The 19,878-nt window shown below is 70.4% G+C and carries 19 protein-coding genes; 8 read left to right on the top strand and 11 right to left on the bottom strand.

The window, feature by feature from the left end:
• Nucleotides 1-13 precede the first annotated feature (13 nt).
• The 3 genes from denD to I8E28_RS01860 are packed head-to-tail and all read left to right on the top strand — an operon-like array spanning nt 14 to nt 2,458.
• Nucleotides 14-1,024 carry a D-erythronate dehydrogenase gene (gene denD / locus I8E28_RS01870; RefSeq protein WP_200786152.1) on the top strand — a complete coding sequence of 337 codons (1,011 nt, stop codon included), beginning with the start codon at nt 14-16 and terminating at the stop codon, nt 1,022-1,024.
• A 4-nt stretch (nt 1,025-1,028) separates the two neighbouring features.
• Nucleotides 1,029-1,850: a 2-oxo-tetronate isomerase gene (gene otnI / locus I8E28_RS01865; RefSeq protein WP_200786151.1), complete on the top strand. Its 822-nt coding sequence runs from the start codon at nt 1,029-1,031 to the stop codon at nt 1,848-1,850.
• Between the two features lie 8 nt (nt 1,851-1,858).
• Nucleotides 1,859-2,458 (top strand): IMPACT family protein, encoded by a 600-nt coding sequence (locus tag I8E28_RS01860; protein WP_200786150.1) that lies wholly within the window; start codon nt 1,859-1,861, stop codon nt 2,456-2,458.
• Here the strand turns inward: I8E28_RS01860 and I8E28_RS01855 are convergent.
• Complete coding sequence (locus tag I8E28_RS01855) at nt 2,448-2,642, bottom strand: DUF3606 domain-containing protein (protein ID WP_200786149.1); 195 nt, start codon at nt 2,640-2,642, stop codon at nt 2,448-2,450. The two genes, I8E28_RS01860 and I8E28_RS01855, sit on opposite strands and share 11 nt — an antisense overlap.
• Before the next feature lie 101 nt (nt 2,643-2,743).
• On the bottom strand, nt 2,744-3,511 hold the full coding sequence (locus tag I8E28_RS01850; RefSeq protein WP_200786148.1) for a DUF72 domain-containing protein: 768 nt from the start codon (nt 3,509-3,511) through the stop codon (nt 2,744-2,746).
• 68 nt (nt 3,512-3,579) lie between these two features.
• Here I8E28_RS01850 and I8E28_RS01845 point away from each other — a divergent pair, with 68 nt between their 5' ends.
• Entirely contained in the window at nt 3,580-5,052 is a 1,473-nt protein-coding gene (locus I8E28_RS01845) for a M20 family metallopeptidase (protein WP_200786147.1), read from the top strand.
• Between the two features lie 62 nt (nt 5,053-5,114).
• On the top strand, nt 5,115-5,960 hold the full coding sequence (locus tag I8E28_RS01840; protein ID WP_200786146.1) for an alpha/beta hydrolase: 846 nt from the start codon (nt 5,115-5,117) through the stop codon (nt 5,958-5,960).
• On the opposite strand, the gene I8E28_RS01835 is transcribed toward I8E28_RS01840, so the two are convergent.
• From I8E28_RS01835 to I8E28_RS01825, 3 genes are read right to left on the bottom strand one after another with little or no spacing between them, the layout of a single operon-like run.
• Nucleotides 5,957-7,126: an MFS transporter gene (locus I8E28_RS01835; RefSeq protein WP_200786145.1), complete on the bottom strand. Its 1,170-nt coding sequence runs from the start codon at nt 7,124-7,126 to the stop codon at nt 5,957-5,959. The genes I8E28_RS01840 and I8E28_RS01835 overlap by 4 nt on opposite strands.
• On the bottom strand, nt 7,123-7,845 hold the full coding sequence (locus tag I8E28_RS01830) for a 16S rRNA (uracil(1498)-N(3))-methyltransferase (RefSeq protein ID WP_200786144.1): 723 nt from the start codon (nt 7,843-7,845) through the stop codon (nt 7,123-7,125). Before I8E28_RS01830 ends, I8E28_RS01835 begins: the two co-directional genes overlap by 4 nt.
• Before the next feature lie 4 nt (nt 7,846-7,849).
• A complete protein-coding gene (locus I8E28_RS01825) occupies nt 7,850-8,947 on the bottom strand; it encodes an aminoglycoside phosphotransferase family protein (RefSeq protein WP_200786143.1) in 1,098 nt (365 codons plus the stop codon).
• Between the two features lie 85 nt (nt 8,948-9,032).
• On the opposite strand from I8E28_RS01825, the gene I8E28_RS01820 reads away from it, so the two are divergent.
• The 3 genes from I8E28_RS01820 to rsmA are packed head-to-tail and all read left to right on the top strand — an operon-like array spanning nt 9,033 to nt 13,585.
• Complete coding sequence (locus I8E28_RS01820; RefSeq protein ID WP_207793996.1) at nt 9,033-11,402, top strand: LPS-assembly protein LptD; 2,370 nt, start codon at nt 9,033-9,035, stop codon at nt 11,400-11,402.
• 13 nt (nt 11,403-11,415) lie between these two features.
• Nucleotides 11,416-12,771: a peptidylprolyl isomerase gene (locus I8E28_RS01815; RefSeq protein WP_200786142.1), complete on the top strand. Its 1,356-nt coding sequence runs from the start codon at nt 11,416-11,418 to the stop codon at nt 12,769-12,771.
• Between the two features lie 34 nt (nt 12,772-12,805).
• On the top strand, nt 12,806-13,585 hold the full coding sequence (gene rsmA / locus I8E28_RS01810; protein ID WP_200786141.1) for a 16S rRNA (adenine(1518)-N(6)/adenine(1519)-N(6))-dimethyltransferase RsmA: 780 nt from the start codon (nt 12,806-12,808) through the stop codon (nt 13,583-13,585).
• A gap of 245 nt (nt 13,586-13,830) precedes the next feature.
• On the opposite strand, the gene I8E28_RS01800 is transcribed toward rsmA, so the two are convergent.
• The 6 genes from I8E28_RS01800 to I8E28_RS01775 form a co-directional block, all read right to left on the bottom strand.
• Nucleotides 13,831-14,259 (bottom strand): barstar family protein, encoded by a 429-nt coding sequence (locus tag I8E28_RS01800; protein WP_200786139.1) that lies wholly within the window; start codon nt 14,257-14,259, stop codon nt 13,831-13,833.
• 51 nt (nt 14,260-14,310) lie between these two features.
• Complete coding sequence (locus I8E28_RS01795; RefSeq protein WP_200786138.1) at nt 14,311-14,715, bottom strand: guanyl-specific ribonuclease; 405 nt, start codon at nt 14,713-14,715, stop codon at nt 14,311-14,313.
• A gap of 217 nt (nt 14,716-14,932) precedes the next feature.
• On the bottom strand, nt 14,933-17,245 hold the full coding sequence (locus I8E28_RS01790) for an NADP-dependent malic enzyme (protein WP_200786137.1): 2,313 nt from the start codon (nt 17,243-17,245) through the stop codon (nt 14,933-14,935).
• Nucleotides 17,246-17,336: 91 nt separating this feature from the next.
• A complete protein-coding gene (locus tag I8E28_RS01785; protein WP_200786136.1) occupies nt 17,337-18,734 on the bottom strand; it encodes an aminopeptidase P N-terminal domain-containing protein in 1,398 nt (465 codons plus the stop codon).
• Nucleotides 18,735-18,769: 35 nt separating this feature from the next.
• Nucleotides 18,770-19,468, bottom strand: a complete 699-nt coding sequence (locus I8E28_RS01780) for a nucleotidyltransferase family protein (RefSeq protein WP_200786135.1) — start codon at nt 19,466-19,468, stop codon at nt 18,770-18,772.
• 2 nt (nt 19,469-19,470) lie between these two features.
• A complete protein-coding gene (locus tag I8E28_RS01775) occupies nt 19,471-19,821 on the bottom strand; it encodes an S-adenosylmethionine decarboxylase family protein (RefSeq protein WP_200786134.1) in 351 nt (116 codons plus the stop codon).
• Between the last annotated feature and the right edge of the window lie 57 nt (nt 19,822-19,878).

The raw sequence follows: 19,878 nt of genomic DNA, 5'->3' as shown, positions 1-19,878 counted from the left end.
CTATGCTGCCCGCATGAACATCCTGATCACCGGCGGCGGCGGCTTCCTGGGCGCGCGGCTCGCCCGCGCCCTCCTGCAACAAGGCTCGCTGGCTGTGGCCGGCGCCCCGGCCCAGCGCATCGAAAAGCTCACGCTCACGGATCGCGTGGCGCCGCCCGATGACCTGAAGAACGACCCGCGTGTCACCGCGGTCGTCGGCGACTTGAACGACCTGCTGGCGAGCAGGCAGGTGCCGGCGGCGGGCACGACGGTCGTGTTCCACCTGGCCGCCGCCGTCAGTGGTGAGTGCGAAGCCGACTTCGACCTGGGCATGCGCAGCAACTTCGCGGCCACGCACGCGCTGCTGGAGGCCTGCCGCGCGCTCGGCACCAAGCCGACCGTCGTGTTCTCCAGTTCCGTCGCCGTGTTCGGCAAGCGCCCCGGCTTCGCGATGCCCGACCCGATCGAGGACGACACGCTGCCGACGCCGCAATCGAGCTACGGCTCGCAGAAGGCGATCGGCGAAGCCATGATGGCCGACTACGGGCGCAAGGGGTTCATCCGCGCGCGCACCGTGCGGCTGATGACGGTCAGCGTGCGGCCCGGGCGGCCGAATGGCGCCGCCTCCAGCTTCTTCTCGGGAATGATCCGCGAGCCGCTCGCCGGCGTGCGCGCGCAAGTGCCCGTGCCGCCGGAGACCGAACACCCGATCCTGTCGCCGTCGCGCACGATCGCGTCGCTGATCCGCTGCGCCGAAGCCACCGATGCCGAGTGGGGCCCGCTCACGGGCCTGAACCTGCCGGCGCTGCGCTGCACCGTGCGCGAGATGGCGCAGGCACTGGAGCGCGTCGCCGGCCCCGAGGCCACCGGCCTGCTCGACTGGCAGGTCGATCCCGACATCATGAAGCTGGTGAGCACCTGGCCCGGGCACGTGAAGTCCGCGCGCGCCAACGCGCTGGGCCTGCACGCCAACGAGAGCTTCGACGAGGTGATCCGCGAGTACGTGCGCGAGAACCCGCAAGCCATCAAGCTGCCCGTGCGCTGACGCCATGCCGCGCTTCGCCGCCAACCTGTCGATGCTCTACCCGGAGCGCCCGTTCCTCGAGCGGTTCGAGGCGGCCGCGGCCGACGGCTTCGACGCCGTGGAATACCTGTTCCCGTACGAGCACCCCGCGGCCGAGCTGGCGGCGAGGCTGCGCGCCAACGGGCTGCAGCAGGTCCTCTTCAACGGCCCGCCCGGCCGATGGGAGCAGGGCGAACGCGGCCTCACGTGCCTGCCCGGCCGCGAACAGGAGTTCCGCGCCGGCGTCGTGGAGGCGCTGCGCTATGCCGACGCTCTGGGCTGCACGCGCATCCACATGATGGCCGGCCTGGTGCCCGCCGGCGCGTCGCGTGACCAGCTGCGCCCCACCTACGTCGCGAACCTGCGCTGGGCCGCTGCGGAGGCGCAGCGCAGTGGCGTCAAGCTGCTGATCGAACCGATCAACCTGCGCGACATCCCCGGCTTTTTCCTCAACCGCCAGGACGACGCACACGCGCTGGTGGCAGAGATCGGCGCGGCCAACGTGCAGGTGCAGATGGACCTGTACCACTGCCAGATCGTCGAAGGCGACGTGGCGATGAAGATCCGCCAGTACCTGCCCACGGGACGCGTCGGCCACTTCCAGATCGCCGGCGTGCCGCAGCGGCACGAGCCCGACGTCGGCGAGATGAACTACGACTATCTCTTCGAGGTCATCGACGAGCTGTCGGCGCAGGTGGGCTGGGACGGTTGGGTCGGATGCGAATACCGCCCCGCGCGTGGCGCCACGCCTGGCGGCACCAGCGAAGGCCTGGGCTGGCTGCGCCGCTGGCGCGAGCGCTCGCGCTGAGCGCGCGCATGCTGACGCTGCGCACGGCCGTCCACAGCGACCTCACGATCCGCAAAAGCCGCTTCCTCGGCTGCGTCGAGCCCATTGCGGGCCGGCCGGGGGCGTTGGTGCGCGTCGAAGAGTTGCGGGCTCTGCATTCCGGTGCCGCGCACGTGTGCTGGGCGTTGATGGCCGGCGGCCAGTCCGCGGCCAACGACGACGGCGAGCCGGGCGGCACGGCCGGGCGCCCCATGCTGGAGGTGCTGCGCCGCCAGCAGCTCGACGGCGTGCTGGCGACGGTCGTGCGCTACTTCGGCGGCGTGAAGCTCGGAGCGGGCGGGCTGGTGCGCGCTTACACGGATGCGGTCGCGCAGGCGCTGCTGGGCGCGGAGAAAGTCGAGTTGGAAGTCGCCGTGCAGGCGACGTGCGAACTGCCGCTCGCACTCGAGCCGTGGGCGCGCCGGCTGGTGAAGACGCATGGCGTCACGCTGCTGGACGCCGACCACGGCGGCACGCAAGCGCACCTGCACCTGGCCGGGCCGGCTTCGGCCATGGCTGCGTTGCGAACGCACCTGGACGCCGGCGGCCAAGGGCGCGTGCGCTGGCCCGCGCCCGGCGTCACACGGTGAGGATGTACTCCTGGCCGTCGAGCAGCTGCTCGACCTGCGCGGCGTTGGGCCCCACCTGCTCCACGGCGTCCCGCAGTTGGGTCTCGTTGCAGGCGAACCGTTTGGTCCACCAGCTGACCTCGCGCGGATTGCTCATGTCGATCCGGCCACGATCGGCCGGCACCGTGTCGAAGGAAAGGCTCATCGCAGGACTCCCGAAGCGTGTTCTTTGTGACTGCCGACATTGGGCCCCGGACCCAACGCCGGGCTTGCCCGCTGGCGGCGGAACACGCTGTCATCCGGCTCCTACTCCTGCCGAGCCAGTGCGCACCGCCGCAGGAATTCGACCGCGGCGCCCGGCGCGCGTTCCTTCGCCCCGTTGATGAAAAACACCCAGGCGTCGCGGCCGCGCGCGGTCCACGCGCGTGCGCCGGTCGCCCAGTCATCGAGCGCTTCGGGCGGGTAGCCGGTCGCACGCTCGGGCTCGCTGCGCATCAGGCGCAGGTAGGCGAACGGCCCCTGCTCGTCCACGATGTTCGGGTACTTGGGCGAGTCGGTGTGCACGACCACGCAGCCGTGCCGGCGCGTGATGGCGAGCGCCTCGGGCACCTCGAACGTCGGATGGCGCAGGTCCAGCACATGCTGCAGCGGCCGGCCTTCGAGTTCGCGCGGCAGCAGCCGCACGAACGCCTCGAAGTCGATGGCGTCGAACTTCTTGGTCGGCATGAACTGCCACAGGATCGGGCCGAGCTTGTCGCGCAGTTCGACGACGCCGGAGCCGAGGAAGCGCTCGATCGCCTCGCCGGCCGTGCCGAGTTCGCGGCGGTTGGTGGTGGAGCGGTGCGCCTTCAGCGCAAACCGGAAGCCGTCGGGCGTTTCGTCGCGCCACTTCGCAAAGGTCGAGGGGCCGAAGGTGCTGTAGAAGGTGCCGTTGACTTCCACCGCCGTCACCTGCCGGCTCATGTGGTGCAGCTCGCGGCTGTGCGACAGGCCCTGCGGGTAGAAGGTCTGGCGCCACGGCTCGAAGGTCCAGCCACCGACGCCGACGCGGATCGATCCTGCTGCTGTGCTCATGTCCATGCTCCCTGGGCCGGCCTCGGCGGGGGCGTAGAGTAGCGGACTTCCCGCACCGCATCCGACCCATGAACGCTCCCCTGCACCGTGAACTGCCCGCTTCCGTGCTCGACGCCGCGCAGGCGCTCTCGCACGTCAGCACCCAGTGGGACGGCGACATCCTGCGCCAGCTCACCGACTACGTCGCCATCCCCGCCAAGTCGCCCGGCTTCGACAAGGACTGGGCCCGGCACGGCCACATCGACACCGTGCTGCGCAACGCGGCCGGGTGGGTCGAGGCGCAGAAGGTCGAAGGCCTGAAGCTCGAGGTCGTCCGGCTCGAGGGCCGCACGCCGGTGCTGTTCTTCGAGGTGGCGGCGACCAAGCCCGACGCGAAGCAGACCGTGCTGATGTACGGCCACCTGGACAAACAGCCCGAGTTCAGCGGCTGGCGCAACGACCTCGGCCCGTGGACGCCCAAGTACGAGGACGGCAAGCTGTATGGCCGTGGCGCGGCCGACGACGGCTACGCGGTCTACGCCAGCATCGCCGCCGTGCAGGCGCTCAAGGCGCAGAAGGTGCCGCACCCGCGCATCGTGGGCCTGATCGAAACCTGCGAGGAATCCGGCTCGTACGACCTGCTGCCCTACGTCGACGCGCTGCGCCCGCGACTGGGCGACGTCGGCCTGGTGATCTGCCTGGATTCGGGCGCCGGCAACTACGACCAGCTGTGGCTGACGACGTCGCTGCGCGGCATGGCGTCGGGCGTGCTGAAGGTGCAGATCCTCACGGAAGGCGTGCACTCGGGCGACGCGTCGGGCCTGGTGCCCTCGAGCTTCCGCATCATGCGGCAGGTGCTCGATCGCCTGGAGGACAGCGCCAACGGGCGGCTGCTGCCCGCCAGCTTCCATTGCGAAGTGCCGAAGGACCGCCTCGAGCAAGCCAAGGCCACGGCCGCCATCCTCGGCGACGAGGTCTACAAACGCTTCCCGTGGGCGCATGCCGACTGCGGCGGCTCGGTGCAGACCGCGCTGCCCACCACCACCGACCCGGTGCAGGCGCTGCTGAACCGCACCTGGACGCCGACGCTGTCCGTGACGGGCGCCGAAGGCTTCCCGGCGCTGCAGGATGCAGGCAACGTGCTGCGCCCGTACACGGCGTTCAAGCTGTCGCTGCGCCTGCCGCCGCTGGTCGACGCGGCGCAGGCCGTGCAGCAGCTGAAGGCGCTGCTCGAGGACAACGCGCCCTACCAGGCCGTGGTGACGTTCGAAGGCGACCATTCGGCCACCGGTTGGAACGCTCCAAGCACTGCGCCTTGGTTCGAGCAAGCGCTCAACGCCGCGTCGATGGCGCACTTCGGCGCGCCCTGCGGCTACATCGGCCAGGGCGGCACGATCCCGCTGATGAACATGCTCAGCCGGGGCTTCCCGACCTCGCAGATGATGGTCTGCGGCGTGCTGGGGCCGCGCAGCAACGCGCACGGGCCGAACGAGTTCCTGCACGTGCCCTACGCCAAGCGCCTGACCGCAGCCGTCGCCGAAGTCATGGCGCGCATGCCCTGACCGCGCACCTCCGACCTCCGGACGAATCGCGCCGCGGCGCGATTCGCGAAGATGCCGGTGCCATGCACGAGGCGTCCGCGTCGACCCTGTCCACCTACACCGCCAGTGACGGCGAGAACCTCGCCGTCCAGGACTGGCCGTTGCCCGACCGCACGCAGCCGCGCGGGCTTGTCCTGCTGGTGCATGGCCTGGGGGAGCACGCCGGCCGCTACGACCAGGTGGCCGAGCGGCTCAATGCATGGGGCTATGCCGTGCGCGGCTACGACCAGTACGGCCACGGCGAGTCCGGCGGACCGCGCGGCGGACTCACGACGCGCACGCGGCTGGTCGACGACCTGGCCGACCTGGTGGCCAACGCGCGCCAGCGGCAGCCGGGCGTTCCCATCATCGTGCTGGGGCACAGCATGGGCGGGCTGGTGGCGGCGCTGTTCGCGCTGGACAACCCGGGCCAGCTCGATGGCCTGGTGCTGTCCTCGCCTGCGCTCGGCACGCGGGTGCAGGGCGTGCAGAAGCTGTTGCTGCGCACGCTGCCGCGCGTGTTGCCCAACCTGCGCGTGGGCAACGGCCTCGACACGCAGTACCTTTCGCACGACCCGGCCGTCGTGCAGGCCTACCGCGACGATCCACGCGTGCACGATCGCATCAGCGCCCGGCTCGCCGCGTTCCTCACCGGCGAGGGATCGAGTGTCGTCGAGCAGGCGCCGAGGTGGCGCGTGCCTACCTTGCTGCTGTACGCCGGGCAGGACCAGCTGGTGGATCCCGCTGGCAGCCGGCGGTTCGCGGAGTTGGCGCCGCCCGGCGTGGTCAGCGCGCGCTGCTTCGAGCCGCTGTACCACGAGATCTTCAACGAGCTGGATGCGCAGCCGGTGTTCGACGCGCTGCGCAACTGGCTCGACGCGCGCTTCTAGGCCGCGGCGGCGACCGGGGGCCGGCGCGCCAGCCACAGCAGCGCGAGGGTGACCAGCGTCACCGGCAGCAGGGAGCCCCAGTTCAGCAAGGTCCAGCCCTGCGTCGTCACCAGCACGCCGCTGGCCAGCGAGGTGACCGCCAGCGTCGCCATCACGAGAAAGTTGAGCGCGCCCTGCGCCTTGTCGCGCTCCTCGGGCCGGTAGGTGGCGAGCGACAGGGTCGTGCTGCCGGTGAACAGGAAGTTCCAGCCGACCCCCAGCAGCAGCAAGGCGGCCACGAACTGGTGCAACTCGACGCCGGACAGCGCGATGGCGATGCATGCCAGCGTCAGGACGATGCCCGCCGCCATGATTGGCAGCGCGCCCCAGCGCTTGATCAGGTGGCCGGTGAAGAAACCGGGCGCGAACATGCCCACCACGTGCCATTGGAGGACGACGGCGGCGTCGCCGAACGGCAGGCCGCACTGCTGCATTGCGATCGGCGTCGCGGCCATCAGCAGGTTCATCACCCCGTAGCTGAGCGCGCCGGAAGCGGCCGCGACGATGAAGACGGGCTGCCGCATGATCTCGGCGAGCGGCCGGCCTTCGCCGCCGCTGGTGCGGGCGGGTGGCGGCGGGAACCGCACGACGGCCATCAGCAGCATCGCGAGGGCCGCAACGCCGGCGAGCGCCAGGTAGGCGGCGGCGAACGGCGTGGGCAGCAGGTCGCGCGTGCGGGCCGCGAGGTTCGGCCCGGCGACGGCGCCGATCAGGCCACCGGCCATCACGAGGGACACGGCCTTCTCGCGCGCCGCGGCCGGCGCGAGTTCCGCCGCCGCGAAGCGGTACAGCGCGGCGTTCGCGCTGTAGTAGCCGGCCAGGACGGTGGCCGCGCACAGCAGCCAGAAGTTGCGGGTCACCGCCGCGTACGCGCACAGCAGCGCTGCCAGCAGGGCGACGAGCAATCCGGCCTGGAACGAGAGCTGGCGGCCCCAGCGGCGCTGCGTACGCGCGACGATGGTCGTCGACAGGGCGCCGCCGACGACATAGCCCATCACCGGCAAGGTCGCCATCCAGCCGGACGGCGCCAGCGCGAGGCCGACCAGGCCGTTGATGGCGATGAAGGTGACGTTGTTGGTGAGGAACAGGCCCTGGCACACGGCAAGCAGGACGAGCTGCCGGTTCATCGCGCCGCCCCGGCCAGCGTCAGGGCCGCGAGCGCGGCCAGCGGTGCGGTTTCGGCGCGCAGCACGCGCGGGCCGAGCGTCACCGGGGCGAAGCCCGCTTGCCGCGCGGCCGCTTCTTCCTGCGCCGTCAAGCCGCCCTCGGCGCCGGACAGCAGCAGCACCGGGGCATCTCCCGTGGCTGCCTGCAGCAGTGGCACGCCCTCGCGGGCGAGCGAAAGCACCAGGCGCACGACGTCCGTCGGCGGCTGCCACTGGGTGAGCGCCACGGGCGCATGCACGACTGGCACGCGGTTGCCACCGCATTGCTCGCAGGCGGCGATCGCGACGCCCTGCCAATGCTCGCGGCGCCGCGCGGCGCGATCGGCCGCCAGCCGCACGACCGCCCGCTCGGTCACGAGCGGCTGGATGCTCGCCACGCCCAGTTCGGCGGCCTTCTCGACCAGCCAGTCCATGCGGTCGTTCGCGGGAATGCCGAGAGCCAGGTGGACGGCACGCGCGGGCTCGCGCTCGACCGGTTCATGCGCTTGCACGCGCACGTCGACGTCCGACCGGCCCATCTTCACGACGTGCGCGGACCACTCGCCCCCGTTGCCGTCGAACAGCGTGACTTCGTCGCCCGGCTGCAGCCGCAGCACCTGCACGTGGCGCGCCGGTCCCGTCGGCAGCGCCAGCACCTGCCCCTCGCGCAGCGGCCCCGGGCAATGCAGGCGGGCCGGCATGCGGTCAGCCGCGGCCGATGGTGAAGGCGCTGACCAGCTCGGTGCCTTCGACCTGGTCGACCAGCTGCAGCAGCGGCCCGAGCTCGCGGTAGCGGCCCGCGGTGGCGCGGATGTAGGCGATGAAGCGCGGCGCGTCGGCGAGGTACTTGGGCTTGCCGTCGCGCAGCGTCAATCGCGCGAAGATGCCGGCGACCTTCAAATGGCGCTGCAGGCCCATCCACTCGACGCCGCGGTAGAACTCGCCGAAGTCCGGGTCGACCGGCAGCCCGGCCTTGCTGGCCTTCTCCCAGTAGCGCACGGTGATGTCGAGGACGAACTCCTCGTCCCAGCTGAGGAACGCGTCGCGCATCAGGCTGGCGATGTCGTACGTGATCGGGCCGTGCACCGCGTCCTGGAAATCGAGCACGCCCAGGCGCTGCTCGCCGGCGTCCAGCGGCAGCATCAGGTTGCGCGGCATGAAGTCGCGGTGCACGTACACCGCCGGCGACGCCAGGTTGCGCGCCACGATCAGGCCGAACTGCTGCTCGAGCGTCTCGCGCAGCTTGCCTTCGACCGCAACGCCGCGGTGGCGCGCAAGGTACCAGTCGGGAAACAGAGCCAGTTCGCGCCGCAGCAAGGCCTCGTCGTAGGGCGGCAGCACCCCCGGCCTGGAGGCGAATTGCCACGCCACGAGGGCGTCCACCGCACGCATGTACAGCGCCTGGTTGGCGTGCGGCCGCTCGGCGTCGACCACCTCGATCATGGTCTGCCGCCCGAGGTCGTCCAGCAGCATGAAGCCCTGCGGCTCATCCCAGGCGAGCACGCGCGGCACGTGCAGGCCGGCGTCGCGCATCAAGGCGGCGACCTGGACGAAGGGACGGCAGTCCTCCTTGTCGGGCGGCGCGTCCATCACGATGCGGCTGCCCTGCGCGCCGTCGACACGCAGGTAGCGGCGGAAGCTGGCGTCGGCCGAGGCGGGCCGGACGGTGGCGGGATCGAGGCCGTGCGGGCCGGCCACGTCGTGCAGCCAACGGTGGAAGGCGCGCTCGCGCTCGGGATCGGACCAGGCCACGACGGGCCGGTCGCCGGCGGCAGGCGCCGGGGAAAACGCAGAGTCGCTCATGGATAATCGATTCTACAAACGCGCCTGCGGCCGACCTCGGGTCGATGCCAAGGACCCGACCCATCGAGCCTGAACCCACCGGATCTTGCGCAGACGCTTCGAGTTGACTCCCTTGGCGCTGGCGGCCATCGCCGCGCTGCAGGCCGCGCCATCGGCGGCGCAGGTGAATGCCGCCGCGCCGGCCGCCGCCAGCGCGCCAATCGGCCTGCGCACCAGCCCGCTGTTGCGTGAGGACATCCCGTCCGTGGTCCGCAAGGAGCTGCCCACCTTCGTCTACGGCGACCGCATCTCGGGCCGCACCAACCTCGACACGACGATCGAAGGCCATGCGGAACTGCGGCGCGCCGACACCGTCATCCGCGCGGACCGGATGGAGTACTACCAGCCGGACGACCTGGCCAAGGCGCGCGGCAACGTGCGCATCAACCGCGCCGGCAACGTCTACGAAGGCCCGCTGCTGGAGCTGAAGATCGACTCGTTCGAAGGCTTCTTCAGCCAGCCGAGCTACCGGTTCCTGAAGAACAACGCCTACGGCAACGCGTCGCGCGTGGACTTCATCGACGACAAGCGGGCCATCATCCGCGACGTCAGCTACACGACCTGCCAGCGCGCCGACTATCCGGGCTGGGCGCCCGACTGGGTGCTGCGTGCCAACGGCATCCGCATCGACCAGGAAGAGGACGTGGGCGTCGCCAATGGCGCGCTGCTCACCTTCTTCGGCGTGCCGGTGCTACCGGTGCCGCAACTGAGCTTCCCGCTCAGCGACAAGCGCAAGAGCGGCTTCCTGCCGCCGACCATCAGCCTGGACAGCGTCAACGGCTTCGACTACCGCCAGCCGTACTACTGGAACATCGCGCCGAACCGCGACCTCACGCTGTACCCGACGCTGATGACCAAGCGCGGCATCGACGTCGCGGGCGAATTCCGGTACCTGGAACCCAGCTACCGCGGGCAGCTGCGTGCCGATTTCATGCCGGACGACCGGCTGCGGCAGGACAACCGGTGGGGCTACTCCTGGCAGCACTCCGGCACGCTGGGGCTGGGCCTGCCCTCGCCCGTCGGGATGGCGCTCGACCTGAACCGCGTCAGCGACGACAACTACTGGCGCGATTTCAGCCGCGGCACCGGCTCGCTGACGCAGCGGCTGCTCGCCAACGACGGCCAGCTCTCGTGGACCAGCCCCGGCGGGGAAGTCGCCACGTCCCTGCGCACGCTGAAGTGGCAGACGTTGCAGGACCCGCTCGCCCCGATCAGGCCGCCGTACGACCGCCTGCCGCAGCTGAACGCCCGCTACACCCGCAGCGACCTGCCGCTGGGCCTGGTGGGTTTCGTCGAAGGCGACACCACGCGCTTCCATGCCGATCGCCGGCTCACGCTGCAGCCCAATGCGCAGCGCTCGTACGTGCTCGGCTCGATCGAGCGGCCCTGGCAGGCGCCCGGCTGGTTCGTCACGCCGCGGGTGCAATTGCATTCGACGCGCTACAGCTTCGACGCGCCGCTGGCCAACGGGACCGAAGCCGCGGCGCGCACGCTGCCGATCTTCAGCGTCGACAGCGGCCTGGTGTTCGAGCGGCCCGCGAGCTACTTCGGCCGCAGCTTCACGCAGACCCTGGAGCCGCGCGCCTTCTACGTCTACACGCCGTTTCGCGACCAGTCGCTGCTGCCCAATTACGACTCGGGCTTCAATGACTTCAACTTCGCCACCGTGTTCCTCGAGAACCAGTTCGGCGGCAACGACCGGATCTCCGACAACAACCTGCTCACGCTGGGCGCCACCAGCCGCCTGATCGACCCCGACACCGGGGCCGAGGCGGCGCGCTTCGGCGTCGCGCAGCGCCTGCGGTTCAAGGACCAGCGCGTGACGCTGCCCGGCCAGGCGCCGATCAGCGAGCGGCTGTCCGACCTGCTGTTCGGCGCCACGTTGAACTGGACGCCGCAATGGGCGCTGGACACCACCGTCCAATACAACCCGAAGACGGGGCGGTCGGAGCGCTCGACCATCGGTGGCCGCTACAACCCGACGCCCTACCGCGTGATCAGCGCCGCGTACCGCCTGCAACGCGGGCTGAGCGAGCAGATCGACGTCGGCTGGCAGTGGCCGATCAACGACCTGTGGGGCGATCGCGGGCAGGACCTCGGGTCCGGCCGCGGCCAGGGGCCCAACCGCTGGTACAGCGTCGGCCGGCTGAACTTCGACCTGAAGGACCGCAAGCTGGTCGACGCCATGGTCGGCATCGAGTACGACGCCTGCTGCTGGATCGGCCGCGTGGTCCTCGAGCGGCTGCAGAGCGGACTGGCCACCGGCACCACCCGCATCATGTTCCAGGTGGAATTCGTGGGCTTCAGCCGCCTCGGCTCCAGCGTGGTGCAGCCGCTGCGCCAGAATATCCCCCGCTACGAGCTCCTGCGCGATCCCGGCCTCCCGGCGCCCAGCAGGTTCAGCAACTACGACTAGAGACCGCGACCCGATGATCCAACGTGTCCCCGCCCTCGTGCTCGCCTGCGCGACGGCCGTCCTTGCGCTGCCGGTGGCCGCGCAGCTGCGACCCAGCCCGCAGCTGGCCCCGTCCCGCGCCGACACCGGCCCGCGGGCGGCTGACTACATCGTCGCTGTCGTCAACGCCGAGCCGATCACCAACAGCGAGGTGCGCACGCGCCTGCTGCGCTTCGAGCAGCAACTCGCGCAGCAGGGCGCGGCCATGCCGCCACGCGCGGAGCTCGCGCGGGTCGTGCTGGAACGCCTGATCAGCGAGAAGGCCCAGCTGCAGCTGGCGGCCGAGACCGGCATCCGCATCGACGACGCGCAGGTCGACCAGGCCGAGCAGAACTTCGCTCGCCAGTACGACATGAACGTGGCGCAGCTGCGGCGGCAGATGCAGCAGGAAGGCACGTCCCCCGCGTCGTTCCGCGAGGACCTGCGCAGCCAGCTGACGCTGCAGCGCCTGCGCGGCCGCGAGGTCGAGGCCAAGGTGCGCGTCAGCGAGGCCGACATCGACCAGTACATCCGCGAGCAGCAGGGCGCCGCGAACGATCCGTCGAACCTGGAGCTGAACCTCGGCCACATCCTGGTCGTCGTGCCGGAGAACGCCTCCGAGCAGCAGGTGCGCGAACTGCAGTCGCGGGCCGAAGGCATCGCACAGCGCGCCCGCCAGGGCGAGGACTTCACCGGCCTGGCCAAGCAGTTCTCGCAGGCGCCCGGCGCCGCGCAGAGCGGCGGCCAGATGGGGCTGCGGCCGTCGGACCGCTACCCGTCGCTCTTCGTCGACGCGGTGCGCACGCTGCAGCCTGGGGCCGTCGCCCCGGTCGTGCAGTCGGGCGCCGGCTTTCACGTGCTGAAGGTGCTGGAACGGCGGCAGGCCGGGCTGCCGAGCCTGATGGTGACGCAGACGCACCCGCGCCACATCCTGCTGCGCACCGGGCCGCAGCTGACCGAGGCGCAGGCGCGCGAGCGGCTCGCAGACTACAAGCGCCGGATCGCCGGCGGCAGCGCCGACTTCGCGGCGTTGGCGCGCGAGTTCTCGCAGGACGCGAGCGCGTCGCGCGGCGGCGACCTGGGCTGGGTCAACCCCGGTGACTTCGTGCCCGAGTTCGAGGACGTGATGAACGGCCTGTCCCCGGGCGAAGTGTCGGCGCCTGTCGTGTCGCGCTTCGGCGTGCACCTGATCCAGGTCATGGAACGTCGCCAGACCAAGCTGACCGAACGCGAGCAACGCGAGCTGATCCGCAACATCGTTCGCGAGAAGAAGCTGGACGAGGCGTACGCCCACTGGGCGCAGGAAACGCGCGGCAAGGCGTACGTCGAATTCCGCGATCCCCCGACCTGACCACCCGCGGGCGCCGCGGCGCCCGCCACGACCCATGCCGCAGCGGCCCCGCAACTCCGGCGCGCACGTGCCGCGCAAGCGCTTCGGCCAGCACTTCCTGACCGACCCGGCCGTCATCGACGGCATCGTGCGCGCGATCGCGCCCCGACCCGGCGACGCGATGGTCGAGATCGGGCCAGGCCTCGCGGCGCTGACGCAGCCGTTGGTGGAGCGCCTTGGGCGCCTGGCGGTGATCGAACTCGATCGCGACCTCGCCGCGCGGTTGCGCGCGCACCCGCAATTGCAGGTGGTCGAGGCCGACGTGCTGCAGGTGGACTTCCGCGCGCTGGCGCAGGCCGCCGGCCAGCCGCTGCGGGTGGTGGGCAACCTGCCCTACAACATCTCGACGCCGATCCTGTTCCACCTGCTCGGCCAGGTGGACGCGGTGCGCGACCAGCACTTCATGCTGCAGAAGGAAGTGATCGACCGCATGGTGGCGGAACCGGCGACATCCGACTACGGACGGCTGTCCGTGATGCTGCAGTGGCGCTACGCGATGGAGGACGTGCTGTTCGTGCCGCCGGAGGCGTTCGATCCGCCGCCCCGCGTCGACAGCGCGGTCGTGCGCATGGTGCCGCATGCGCAGCCTGCGGTGGTCGACTCGACGCGGCTGTCGCAACTGGTGCAGGCCGCCTTCAGCCAGCGGCGAAAGCTGCTGCGCCACGCCCTGGGTCCCTGGCTCGAAGCCCAGGGCTTCACCGGCAGCTTCGACCTGCAGCGGCGTGCCGAGGAAGTGCCGGTGGCCGAGTACGTCGCGCTGGCGCAGGCGCTCTGACGCGCGGCAATGAAAAAGCCCGGCCGAAGCCGGGCTCGTGGTGGGCTCGCGGGGCGCTTACGCCGCGGCGAGCCAGTAACCTGCATTGAAGGGGCTGCTCATGCGCAGCGCCAGCGGCGAGACGTCCACCAGCTTGTCGGTGGGCATTTTCTCGCCGCCTTCCGTCACCGCGGGAGCGGCGGCGGGAGCTTCGGTGCCTTGGGCCTCGTTGGCCCGTTCTGCTTGGCCGGCTTGTGCAGAACGGGCTACAGAAAAGAATAGAAGCACCTGAATGGCACCTTCCGGTCGGCCCAGTAGTCGGCCGTGTCGCGGAAGATGTCCAGCAGCTGCTCGCGCGCTTCCTTGTCGAACTTCAGGGTCGCCGGGATCTGCTCCAGCACGACGATGAAGCCCGGCTGCGGGCCCGACTTGTGGACCGGGTCGGTCATGCAGTCGTACAGCGCGTCGAAGTTCTTGCCGAAGTGCGCGGGCAGCATGAATTGCTGGGCCAGCAGGTCGAGGACGTCCTGCTTGGTCTGCGCGTTGGCCAGGTTGGCGTAGAGGAAATGCTGGCCGAGCGAGCGCGCCGTGTCCTGCAGGTCCTGCACGCGGAACGCGCGGATCGACTGCACGATGTTGCTGCGCACACCCTTGAGGGGCGTGTCGGCGATGTCGGTGCGAAGGGAAGGATCCATCTCCGCGTCTCTTTCCATGGATGTCAAAAACATGTCCCGCTTCATTTGGGGTCACTCCACGATCTTGCGAAAACTGGCGTAGTGGTCAGCGGTGTAGAAACAAGCGTCCGGCCGCCGTTGCGGGCCGCCGCACACGATGCGCCGGGCCCCCCGGTCGCGCGAACCTGGCGTCGCCACGGTGTATTCGCGCCAGTAACCGCGCGGGGCCGCCGGGAGCAGTCGCTCGCGGTTGCCGAACACCGAGCCGTCCTTGTCGTACGGGAACGGACCGCCTTGGCGGATCAGTTCGTAGGTCGCCCGGCCTTGCCGCGGCAGGTCGGCCACGGCAATCGTGGACGGCTCGCGCGCGGCGCGGTATTCCTGGGATCCCCTCGCCTGCACCGGCGCGAAGCCGGCAAGCGCCGATGCCAACAAGAAGCTAGTGAGCGCGAACTTGATGGCTGCCGAGCGCGGCATGCAGGTGGAGAGGGGGGCCTTCGGGGGTGACCTTGGACGCCTTCCGGGTCGCTCCGAGCGGGGCTTCATGCTCGGGTTAACCCGGAAAATTCAGCCCGCAAGTGTGAACGATCCAGTCACAAAAGGCAAGCGGCTGCCCATTTTTTGGGCAAGGCGAAAGGCCTTTCCCAGCCCGGCAGCGGTCCGCTCAAGTGAGCGCCCGCTCGCCGGTTTGGCTTTAACGTGCCGCGTTGGCGTCGGCGACGGTCAGGGCCGCCATGTTGACGATGCGGCGGACGGTGGTGCTGGCCGTCAGGATATGCACCGGTTTGGCGGCGCCCAGCAGCACCGGGCCGATGGCGATGTTGCCGCCGGCGGCGGTCTTGAGCAGGTTGTAGGAGATGTTGGCCGCGTCGATGTTCGGGCAGACCAGCAGGTTGGCGTCGCCGGACAGGCTGCTGTGGGGCATCAGCTGGTCGCGCGCCGCGCCGTCCAGCGCGACGTCGCCGTGCATCTCGCCGTCCACCTCCAGCCACGGCGCCTGCTCATGCAGCAGCGCAAGGGTGTCGCGCATCTTCACCGCGCTGGGCTGGTTGCTGGAGCCGAAGTTGGAGTGCGACAGCAGCGCCACCTTGGGCTTGATGCCGAAGCGCATCATTTCCTCGGCCGCCATGACCGTGATCTCGGCCAGCTGGGCCGCCGTCGGGTCGTAGTTGACGTGCGTGTCGACCAGGAAGACCTGGCGGTTGGGCAGCACCAGGCCGTTCATGCAGGCGTAGGTCGCCAGCCCCGGCCGGCGGCCGATCACCTGGTCGATGTACTTGAGGTGGATCTCGGTGGTGCCCCAGGTGCCGCAGATCATCCCGTCGACCTGGCCCTTGTGCAGCAGCATGGCGCCGATGAGCGTGAGCCGGCGGCGCATCTCGATCTTGGCCATCTGCACCGTGACGCCGCGGCGGTCCATCATGCGGTGGTAGGTCTGCCAGAAGTCGCGGTAGCGGTCGTCCTGCTCGACGTTGACGACGTCGTAGTCGCGGCCCTGCTGCATCCGCAGGCCGAACTTCTCGATGCGCTGCGCGATGATCTGCGGCCGCCCGATGAGCGTCGGGCGCGCGACGCCCTCGTCCACCACGATCTGGCACGCGCGCAGCACGCGCTCTTCCTCGCCCTCGCAGAACGCGACGCGCTTCTTCGGTCCTTGCTTGGCGGCCGTGAAGATCGGCTTCATGGTCGTGCCGGACGCGTAGACGAAGCTCTGCAGCTTCTCGCGGTAGGCGTCCATGTCCTTGACCGGCCGCAGCGCGACGCCGCTGTCGGCGGCCGCCTGCGCCACGGCGGGCGCGATCTTCATCATCAGCCGCGGATCGAACGGCTTGGGGATCAGGTAGTCGGCGCCGAACGACAGCTGCTGGCCGGCGTAGGCGGCGGCGACGACCTCGCTCTGCTCGGCCTGCGCCAGTTCCGCGATCGCGTGCACCGCCGCGATCTCCATCTCCATCGTGATCGTGGTCGCGCCCGAGTCGAGCGCGCCGCGGAAGATGTACGGGAAGCACAGGACGTTGTTGACCTGGTTCGGGTAGTCGGTGCGGCCGGTGGCGAGGATCGCGTCCGGGCGCACCGCCTTCGCGTCTTCCGGCGAGATTTCCGGGTTCGGGTTGGCCAGCGCCAGGATCAGCGGCGACTTGGCCATCGTCTTGACCATCCCGGGCTTGAGCACGTTGGCCGCCGACAGGCCCAGGAAGATGTCAGCGCCTTCGATCACTTCGGCCAGCGTGCGGGCGGACGTCTTCTGCGCGAACTGCAGCTTGTCCTCGTCCATCAGCTCCTTGCGGCCTTCGTACACGACGCCGGCCAGGTCGGTGGCGAAGATGTTCTCGCGCCGCAGGCCCAGCTTGAGCAGCAGGCCCAGGCAAGCCAGCGCGGCGGCGCCGGCGCCGGAGGTCACGAGCTTGACGTTGCGGATGTCCTTGCCGGCGATCTTCAGGCCATTGAGGATGGCCGCGCCGACGACGATGGCGGTGCCGTGCTGGTCGTCGTGGAAGACCGGGATCTTCATCCGCTCGCGCAGCTTGCGCTCGATCGCGAAGCACTCGGGGGCCTTGATGTCCTCGAGGTTGATGCCGCCGAAGGTGGGCTCGAGTGCGGCGATGACCTCGACCAGCTTGTCCGGGTCCTTCTCGTTGATCTCGATGTCGAAGACGTCGATGCCGGCGAACTTCTTGAAGAGAACGCCCTTGCCTTCCATCACCGGCTTGGAAGCGAGCGCGCCGATGTCGCCGAGGCCCAGCACCGCGGTGCCGTTGGTGATGACGGCCACCAGGTTGCCGCGCGCGGTGTAGCGGAAGGCGGCGGTGGGGTCCTTGACGATCTCCTCGCAGGGCGCCGCGACGCCGGGCGAGTACGCCAGCGCGAGGTCGTGCTGGTTGATCAACTGCTTGGTCGCCGCGATGGCGACCTTCCCGGGCGTGGGGAACTCGTGGTATTCGAGGGCGGCGCGGCGCAGCTCCGCGCGTTTGTCGACCGGCGCGTTGTCCGATTCGGTGGGGGGCATGCTTGTCTCCTCGGGGCGCGCCGCCGCCTGCGGTCCGCGCGGAATGGGCGGCGATTGTAGGACCGCGGTCCTGCCTCGCCGCCCGCGGGGCTCAGGCCCGCATCAGGGCTTCGATCTCGTCGGCGCGCACCGGCACGTCGCGCGTGATCAGCTCGCAGCCGGTGGCGGTGACGATCGCGTCGTCCTCGATGCGGATGCCGATGTTGTGGAACTGCTCCGGCACGCCGGGCGCGGGGCGCACGTAGAGGCCCGGCTCGAGGGTGAGCACCATGCCCGGGCGCAGGATGCGGCTGGGGCGGTTCTTGATCATCTCGCCCGACAGCGGGTCCTTGCGCTCGCTGACCTCGCCGACCTGGCTGGGCTCGACGTAGCTGCCGCAGTCGTGCACGTCCATCCCGAGCCAGTGGCCCGTGCGGTGCATGTAGAACTGGAAGTACGCGCGGCTCTCGATGACGTCGTCCACCGTGCCGACCTTGTTGCGATCGAGCAGGCCGACGTCCAGCATGCCCTGCGCCAGCACCTTGACCGTCGCCTCGTGCGGGTCGTTGAAGCGGGCGCCCTCCTTCGTGACGGCGACCGCCGCTTCCTGCGACGCGAGCACCAGGTCGTACAGCGTGCGCTGCGGGCCGGTGAACTTGCCGTCGGCCGGGAAGGTGCGGGTGATGTCGCTGGCGTAGCCATCGAGCTCGCAGCCCGCATCGATCAGCACCAGCTCGCCGGCGCGCACGGGCGTGTCGGCGGCGCGGTAGTGCAGCACGCAGGCATTGGCGCCGGCGGCGACGATGGAGCTGTAGGCGGGGTACTGGGAGCCGCCCAGGCGGAATTCGTGCAGCAGTTCGGCGTCGAGGTGGTACTCGCGCACGTCCTTGCCCTCGCGCAGCATGCGCGCCGACAGCTTCATCGCGCGGATGTGCGCATGGGCGCTGATGCGCGCGGCGCGCCGCATGATGTCCTGCTCGTGCGGGTCCTTGACCAGGCGCATCTCGTCCAGCACCGCGCACAGGTCCTTCTGGTCCTCGGGGCACAGCGCGCCATAGCGCACGCGGGCGCGCACCTTGTTCAGCCAGCCGCCGACGCGGGCTTCCAGGCCTTCGTGGATTGCGAACGGGTACCAGACGGCGTCGCGGTTCTCGAGCAGCTTCGGCAGCTGCGCCTCGAGCTCGTCGATCGAGCGGGCGGCCTGCACGCCCAGCGTCTCGGGCGCCGACTCCGGGCCCAAGCGGTAGCCGTCCCAGATCTCGCGTTCCAGGTCCTTGGGCGCGCAGAACAGCGTGCTGGCCCCGTCGCCGGTGATCACCAGCCAGGCGTTCGGCTCGGTGAAGCCCGTCAGGTAATAGAAGTAGCTGTCGTGCCGGAACAGGAAGTCGCTGTCGCGATTGCGCTGCCGCTCCGGCGCGGTGGGGACCAGGGCGATGCCGTCGGGGCCGATGGCCCGGGCCACGCGCGCGCGGCGCTCGGCGTACAGCGAGTAGGGAAGCTCGGTGTTCATGGTTGGATTGTCACTCCGATTGCCGCCGCCGCGCCTCAGCGCAGGGCGGCCAGTTGGGCGGGCGTGCCGATGTTGTGCCATTCGCCGTCCCAGCGTTCGACGCTGATGGCGCGGCGCCGCATGCCGTCGAACAGCAGCGGCCCGAGCGGCTCCTTGCGCCCCACCGGCACGTGGCTGCACAGGCTGGCGCGCACCAGCGCCAGGTTGGCGTAGGTCCAGGTCTGGCCGTCGGGGCCGGGGCCGTCGGCCCGGCCGAGCCCGTCGGCGCCGATGCCGAAGTCACCCTTCGCATGGAACGACGGATTGGGCACCAGCCACAGGTGGGCCAGGTGGTCCGTCGCGGCGAAGCGGCGTCTCGCTTCAGCGTCGAAGGTGAAGGCGGGTGCGTGGATGTCGCCGGAGGCGACCCAGAACACGTCCTCCAGCAGCGGCAATGCCTTGGCGATGCCGCCGGCGGTTTCGAGGGCGCCGCCGTGGTCGCGGCCTTCCATCGAGTAGTCGATGCGCAGGCCCCAGCGCGAGCCATCGCCCAGGGTGGCGGGCACCTGCTCCTCGAGCCAGGCGGTGTTGACCACCACGCGCTGCACCCCGGCGCGCGCAAGCGCCTCGAGGTGCCAGACGATCAGCGGCTTGCCGCGAACCGGCAGCAGCGGCTTGGGCGTGGTGTCCGTCAGCGGCCGCATGCGCTCGCCGCGGCCGGCGGCCAGGATGATGGCCTGCGCGCGTGCCGCCATGCTCAGGGCGCCTCGGTGCCGCGGTCCAGCGACCGCTGCTCGGTCCACTCGGGCGCGAAGCGGTTCACCAGCGCGTACATGAGGCCGCGCGCCTTGGCCGACAGGTCGCCCTCGCCGCTGGCCACGTGCACGTCGACGGTGGCGCCGCGTTCGCCGGGCCAGGTGTGGACGCAGACATGCGACTGCGGCAGCAGCAGCGCGACCGACTGGCCGTCGACCAGTTCGCCGCGTACTTCCAGGCCGACCGCCTCCGACGCTTGCCGCGCCCACGTGCCGAGCGCCCCCATGTCGTTGAGCCACTGCGCATCGCAACGGCAGTTGTAGAGATCGGCGGTCAGGTGCAGCCCTCGCATGCGCCCACTGTAGACGAAGGCGCATGCGCGTCCGTGGCGCCGGGGCCGCCCCAACCC

The sequence above is a fragment of the Ramlibacter algicola genome (assembly GCF_016641735.1).
Classification (GTDB): Bacteria; Pseudomonadota; Gammaproteobacteria; order Burkholderiales; family Burkholderiaceae_C; genus Ramlibacter; species Ramlibacter algicola.
Note: the sequence above shows the minus strand (reverse complement) of the source record. Positions and strands in the feature narration are given on the sequence as shown.

Excerpts from the sequence above, each read along its gene's own strand:
- denD (WP_200786152.1), top strand. The coding sequence starts at position 14 with ATGAACATCCTGATCACCGGCGGCGGCGGCTTCCTGGGCGCGCGGCTC.
- otnI (WP_200786151.1), top strand. The coding sequence starts at position 1,029 with ATGCCGCGCTTCGCCGCCAACCTGTCGATGCTCTACCCGGAGCGCCCG.
- I8E28_RS01860 (WP_200786150.1), top strand. The coding sequence starts at position 1,859 with ATGCTGACGCTGCGCACGGCCGTCCACAGCGACCTCACGATCCGCAAA.
- I8E28_RS01855 (WP_200786149.1), bottom strand. The coding sequence starts at position 2,642 with ATGAGCCTTTCCTTCGACACGGTGCCGGCCGATCGTGGCCGGATCGAC.
- I8E28_RS01850 (WP_200786148.1), bottom strand. The coding sequence starts at position 3,511 with ATGAGCACAGCAGCAGGATCGATCCGCGTCGGCGTCGGTGGCTGGACC.
- I8E28_RS01845 (WP_200786147.1), top strand. The coding sequence starts at position 3,580 with ATGAACGCTCCCCTGCACCGTGAACTGCCCGCTTCCGTGCTCGACGCC.
- I8E28_RS01840 (WP_200786146.1), top strand. The coding sequence starts at position 5,115 with ATGCACGAGGCGTCCGCGTCGACCCTGTCCACCTACACCGCCAGTGAC.
- I8E28_RS01835 (WP_200786145.1), bottom strand. The coding sequence starts at position 7,126 with ATGAACCGGCAGCTCGTCCTGCTTGCCGTGTGCCAGGGCCTGTTCCTC.
- I8E28_RS01830 (WP_200786144.1), bottom strand. The coding sequence starts at position 7,845 with ATGCCGGCCCGCCTGCATTGCCCGGGGCCGCTGCGCGAGGGGCAGGTG.
- I8E28_RS01825 (WP_200786143.1), bottom strand. The coding sequence starts at position 8,947 with ATGAGCGACTCTGCGTTTTCCCCGGCGCCTGCCGCCGGCGACCGGCCC.
- I8E28_RS01815 (WP_200786142.1), top strand. The coding sequence starts at position 11,416 with ATGATCCAACGTGTCCCCGCCCTCGTGCTCGCCTGCGCGACGGCCGTC.
- rsmA (WP_200786141.1), top strand. The coding sequence starts at position 12,806 with ATGCCGCAGCGGCCCCGCAACTCCGGCGCGCACGTGCCGCGCAAGCGC.
- I8E28_RS01800 (WP_200786139.1), bottom strand. The coding sequence starts at position 14,259 with ATGGATCCTTCCCTTCGCACCGACATCGCCGACACGCCCCTCAAGGGT.
- I8E28_RS01795 (WP_200786138.1), bottom strand. The coding sequence starts at position 14,715 with ATGCCGCGCTCGGCAGCCATCAAGTTCGCGCTCACTAGCTTCTTGTTG.
- I8E28_RS01790 (WP_200786137.1), bottom strand. The coding sequence starts at position 17,245 with ATGCCCCCCACCGAATCGGACAACGCGCCGGTCGACAAACGCGCGGAG.
- I8E28_RS01785 (WP_200786136.1), bottom strand. The coding sequence starts at position 18,734 with ATGAACACCGAGCTTCCCTACTCGCTGTACGCCGAGCGCCGCGCGCGC.
- I8E28_RS01780 (WP_200786135.1), bottom strand. The coding sequence starts at position 19,468 with ATGGCGGCACGCGCGCAGGCCATCATCCTGGCCGCCGGCCGCGGCGAG.
- I8E28_RS01775 (WP_200786134.1), bottom strand. The coding sequence starts at position 19,821 with ATGCGAGGGCTGCACCTGACCGCCGATCTCTACAACTGCCGTTGCGAT.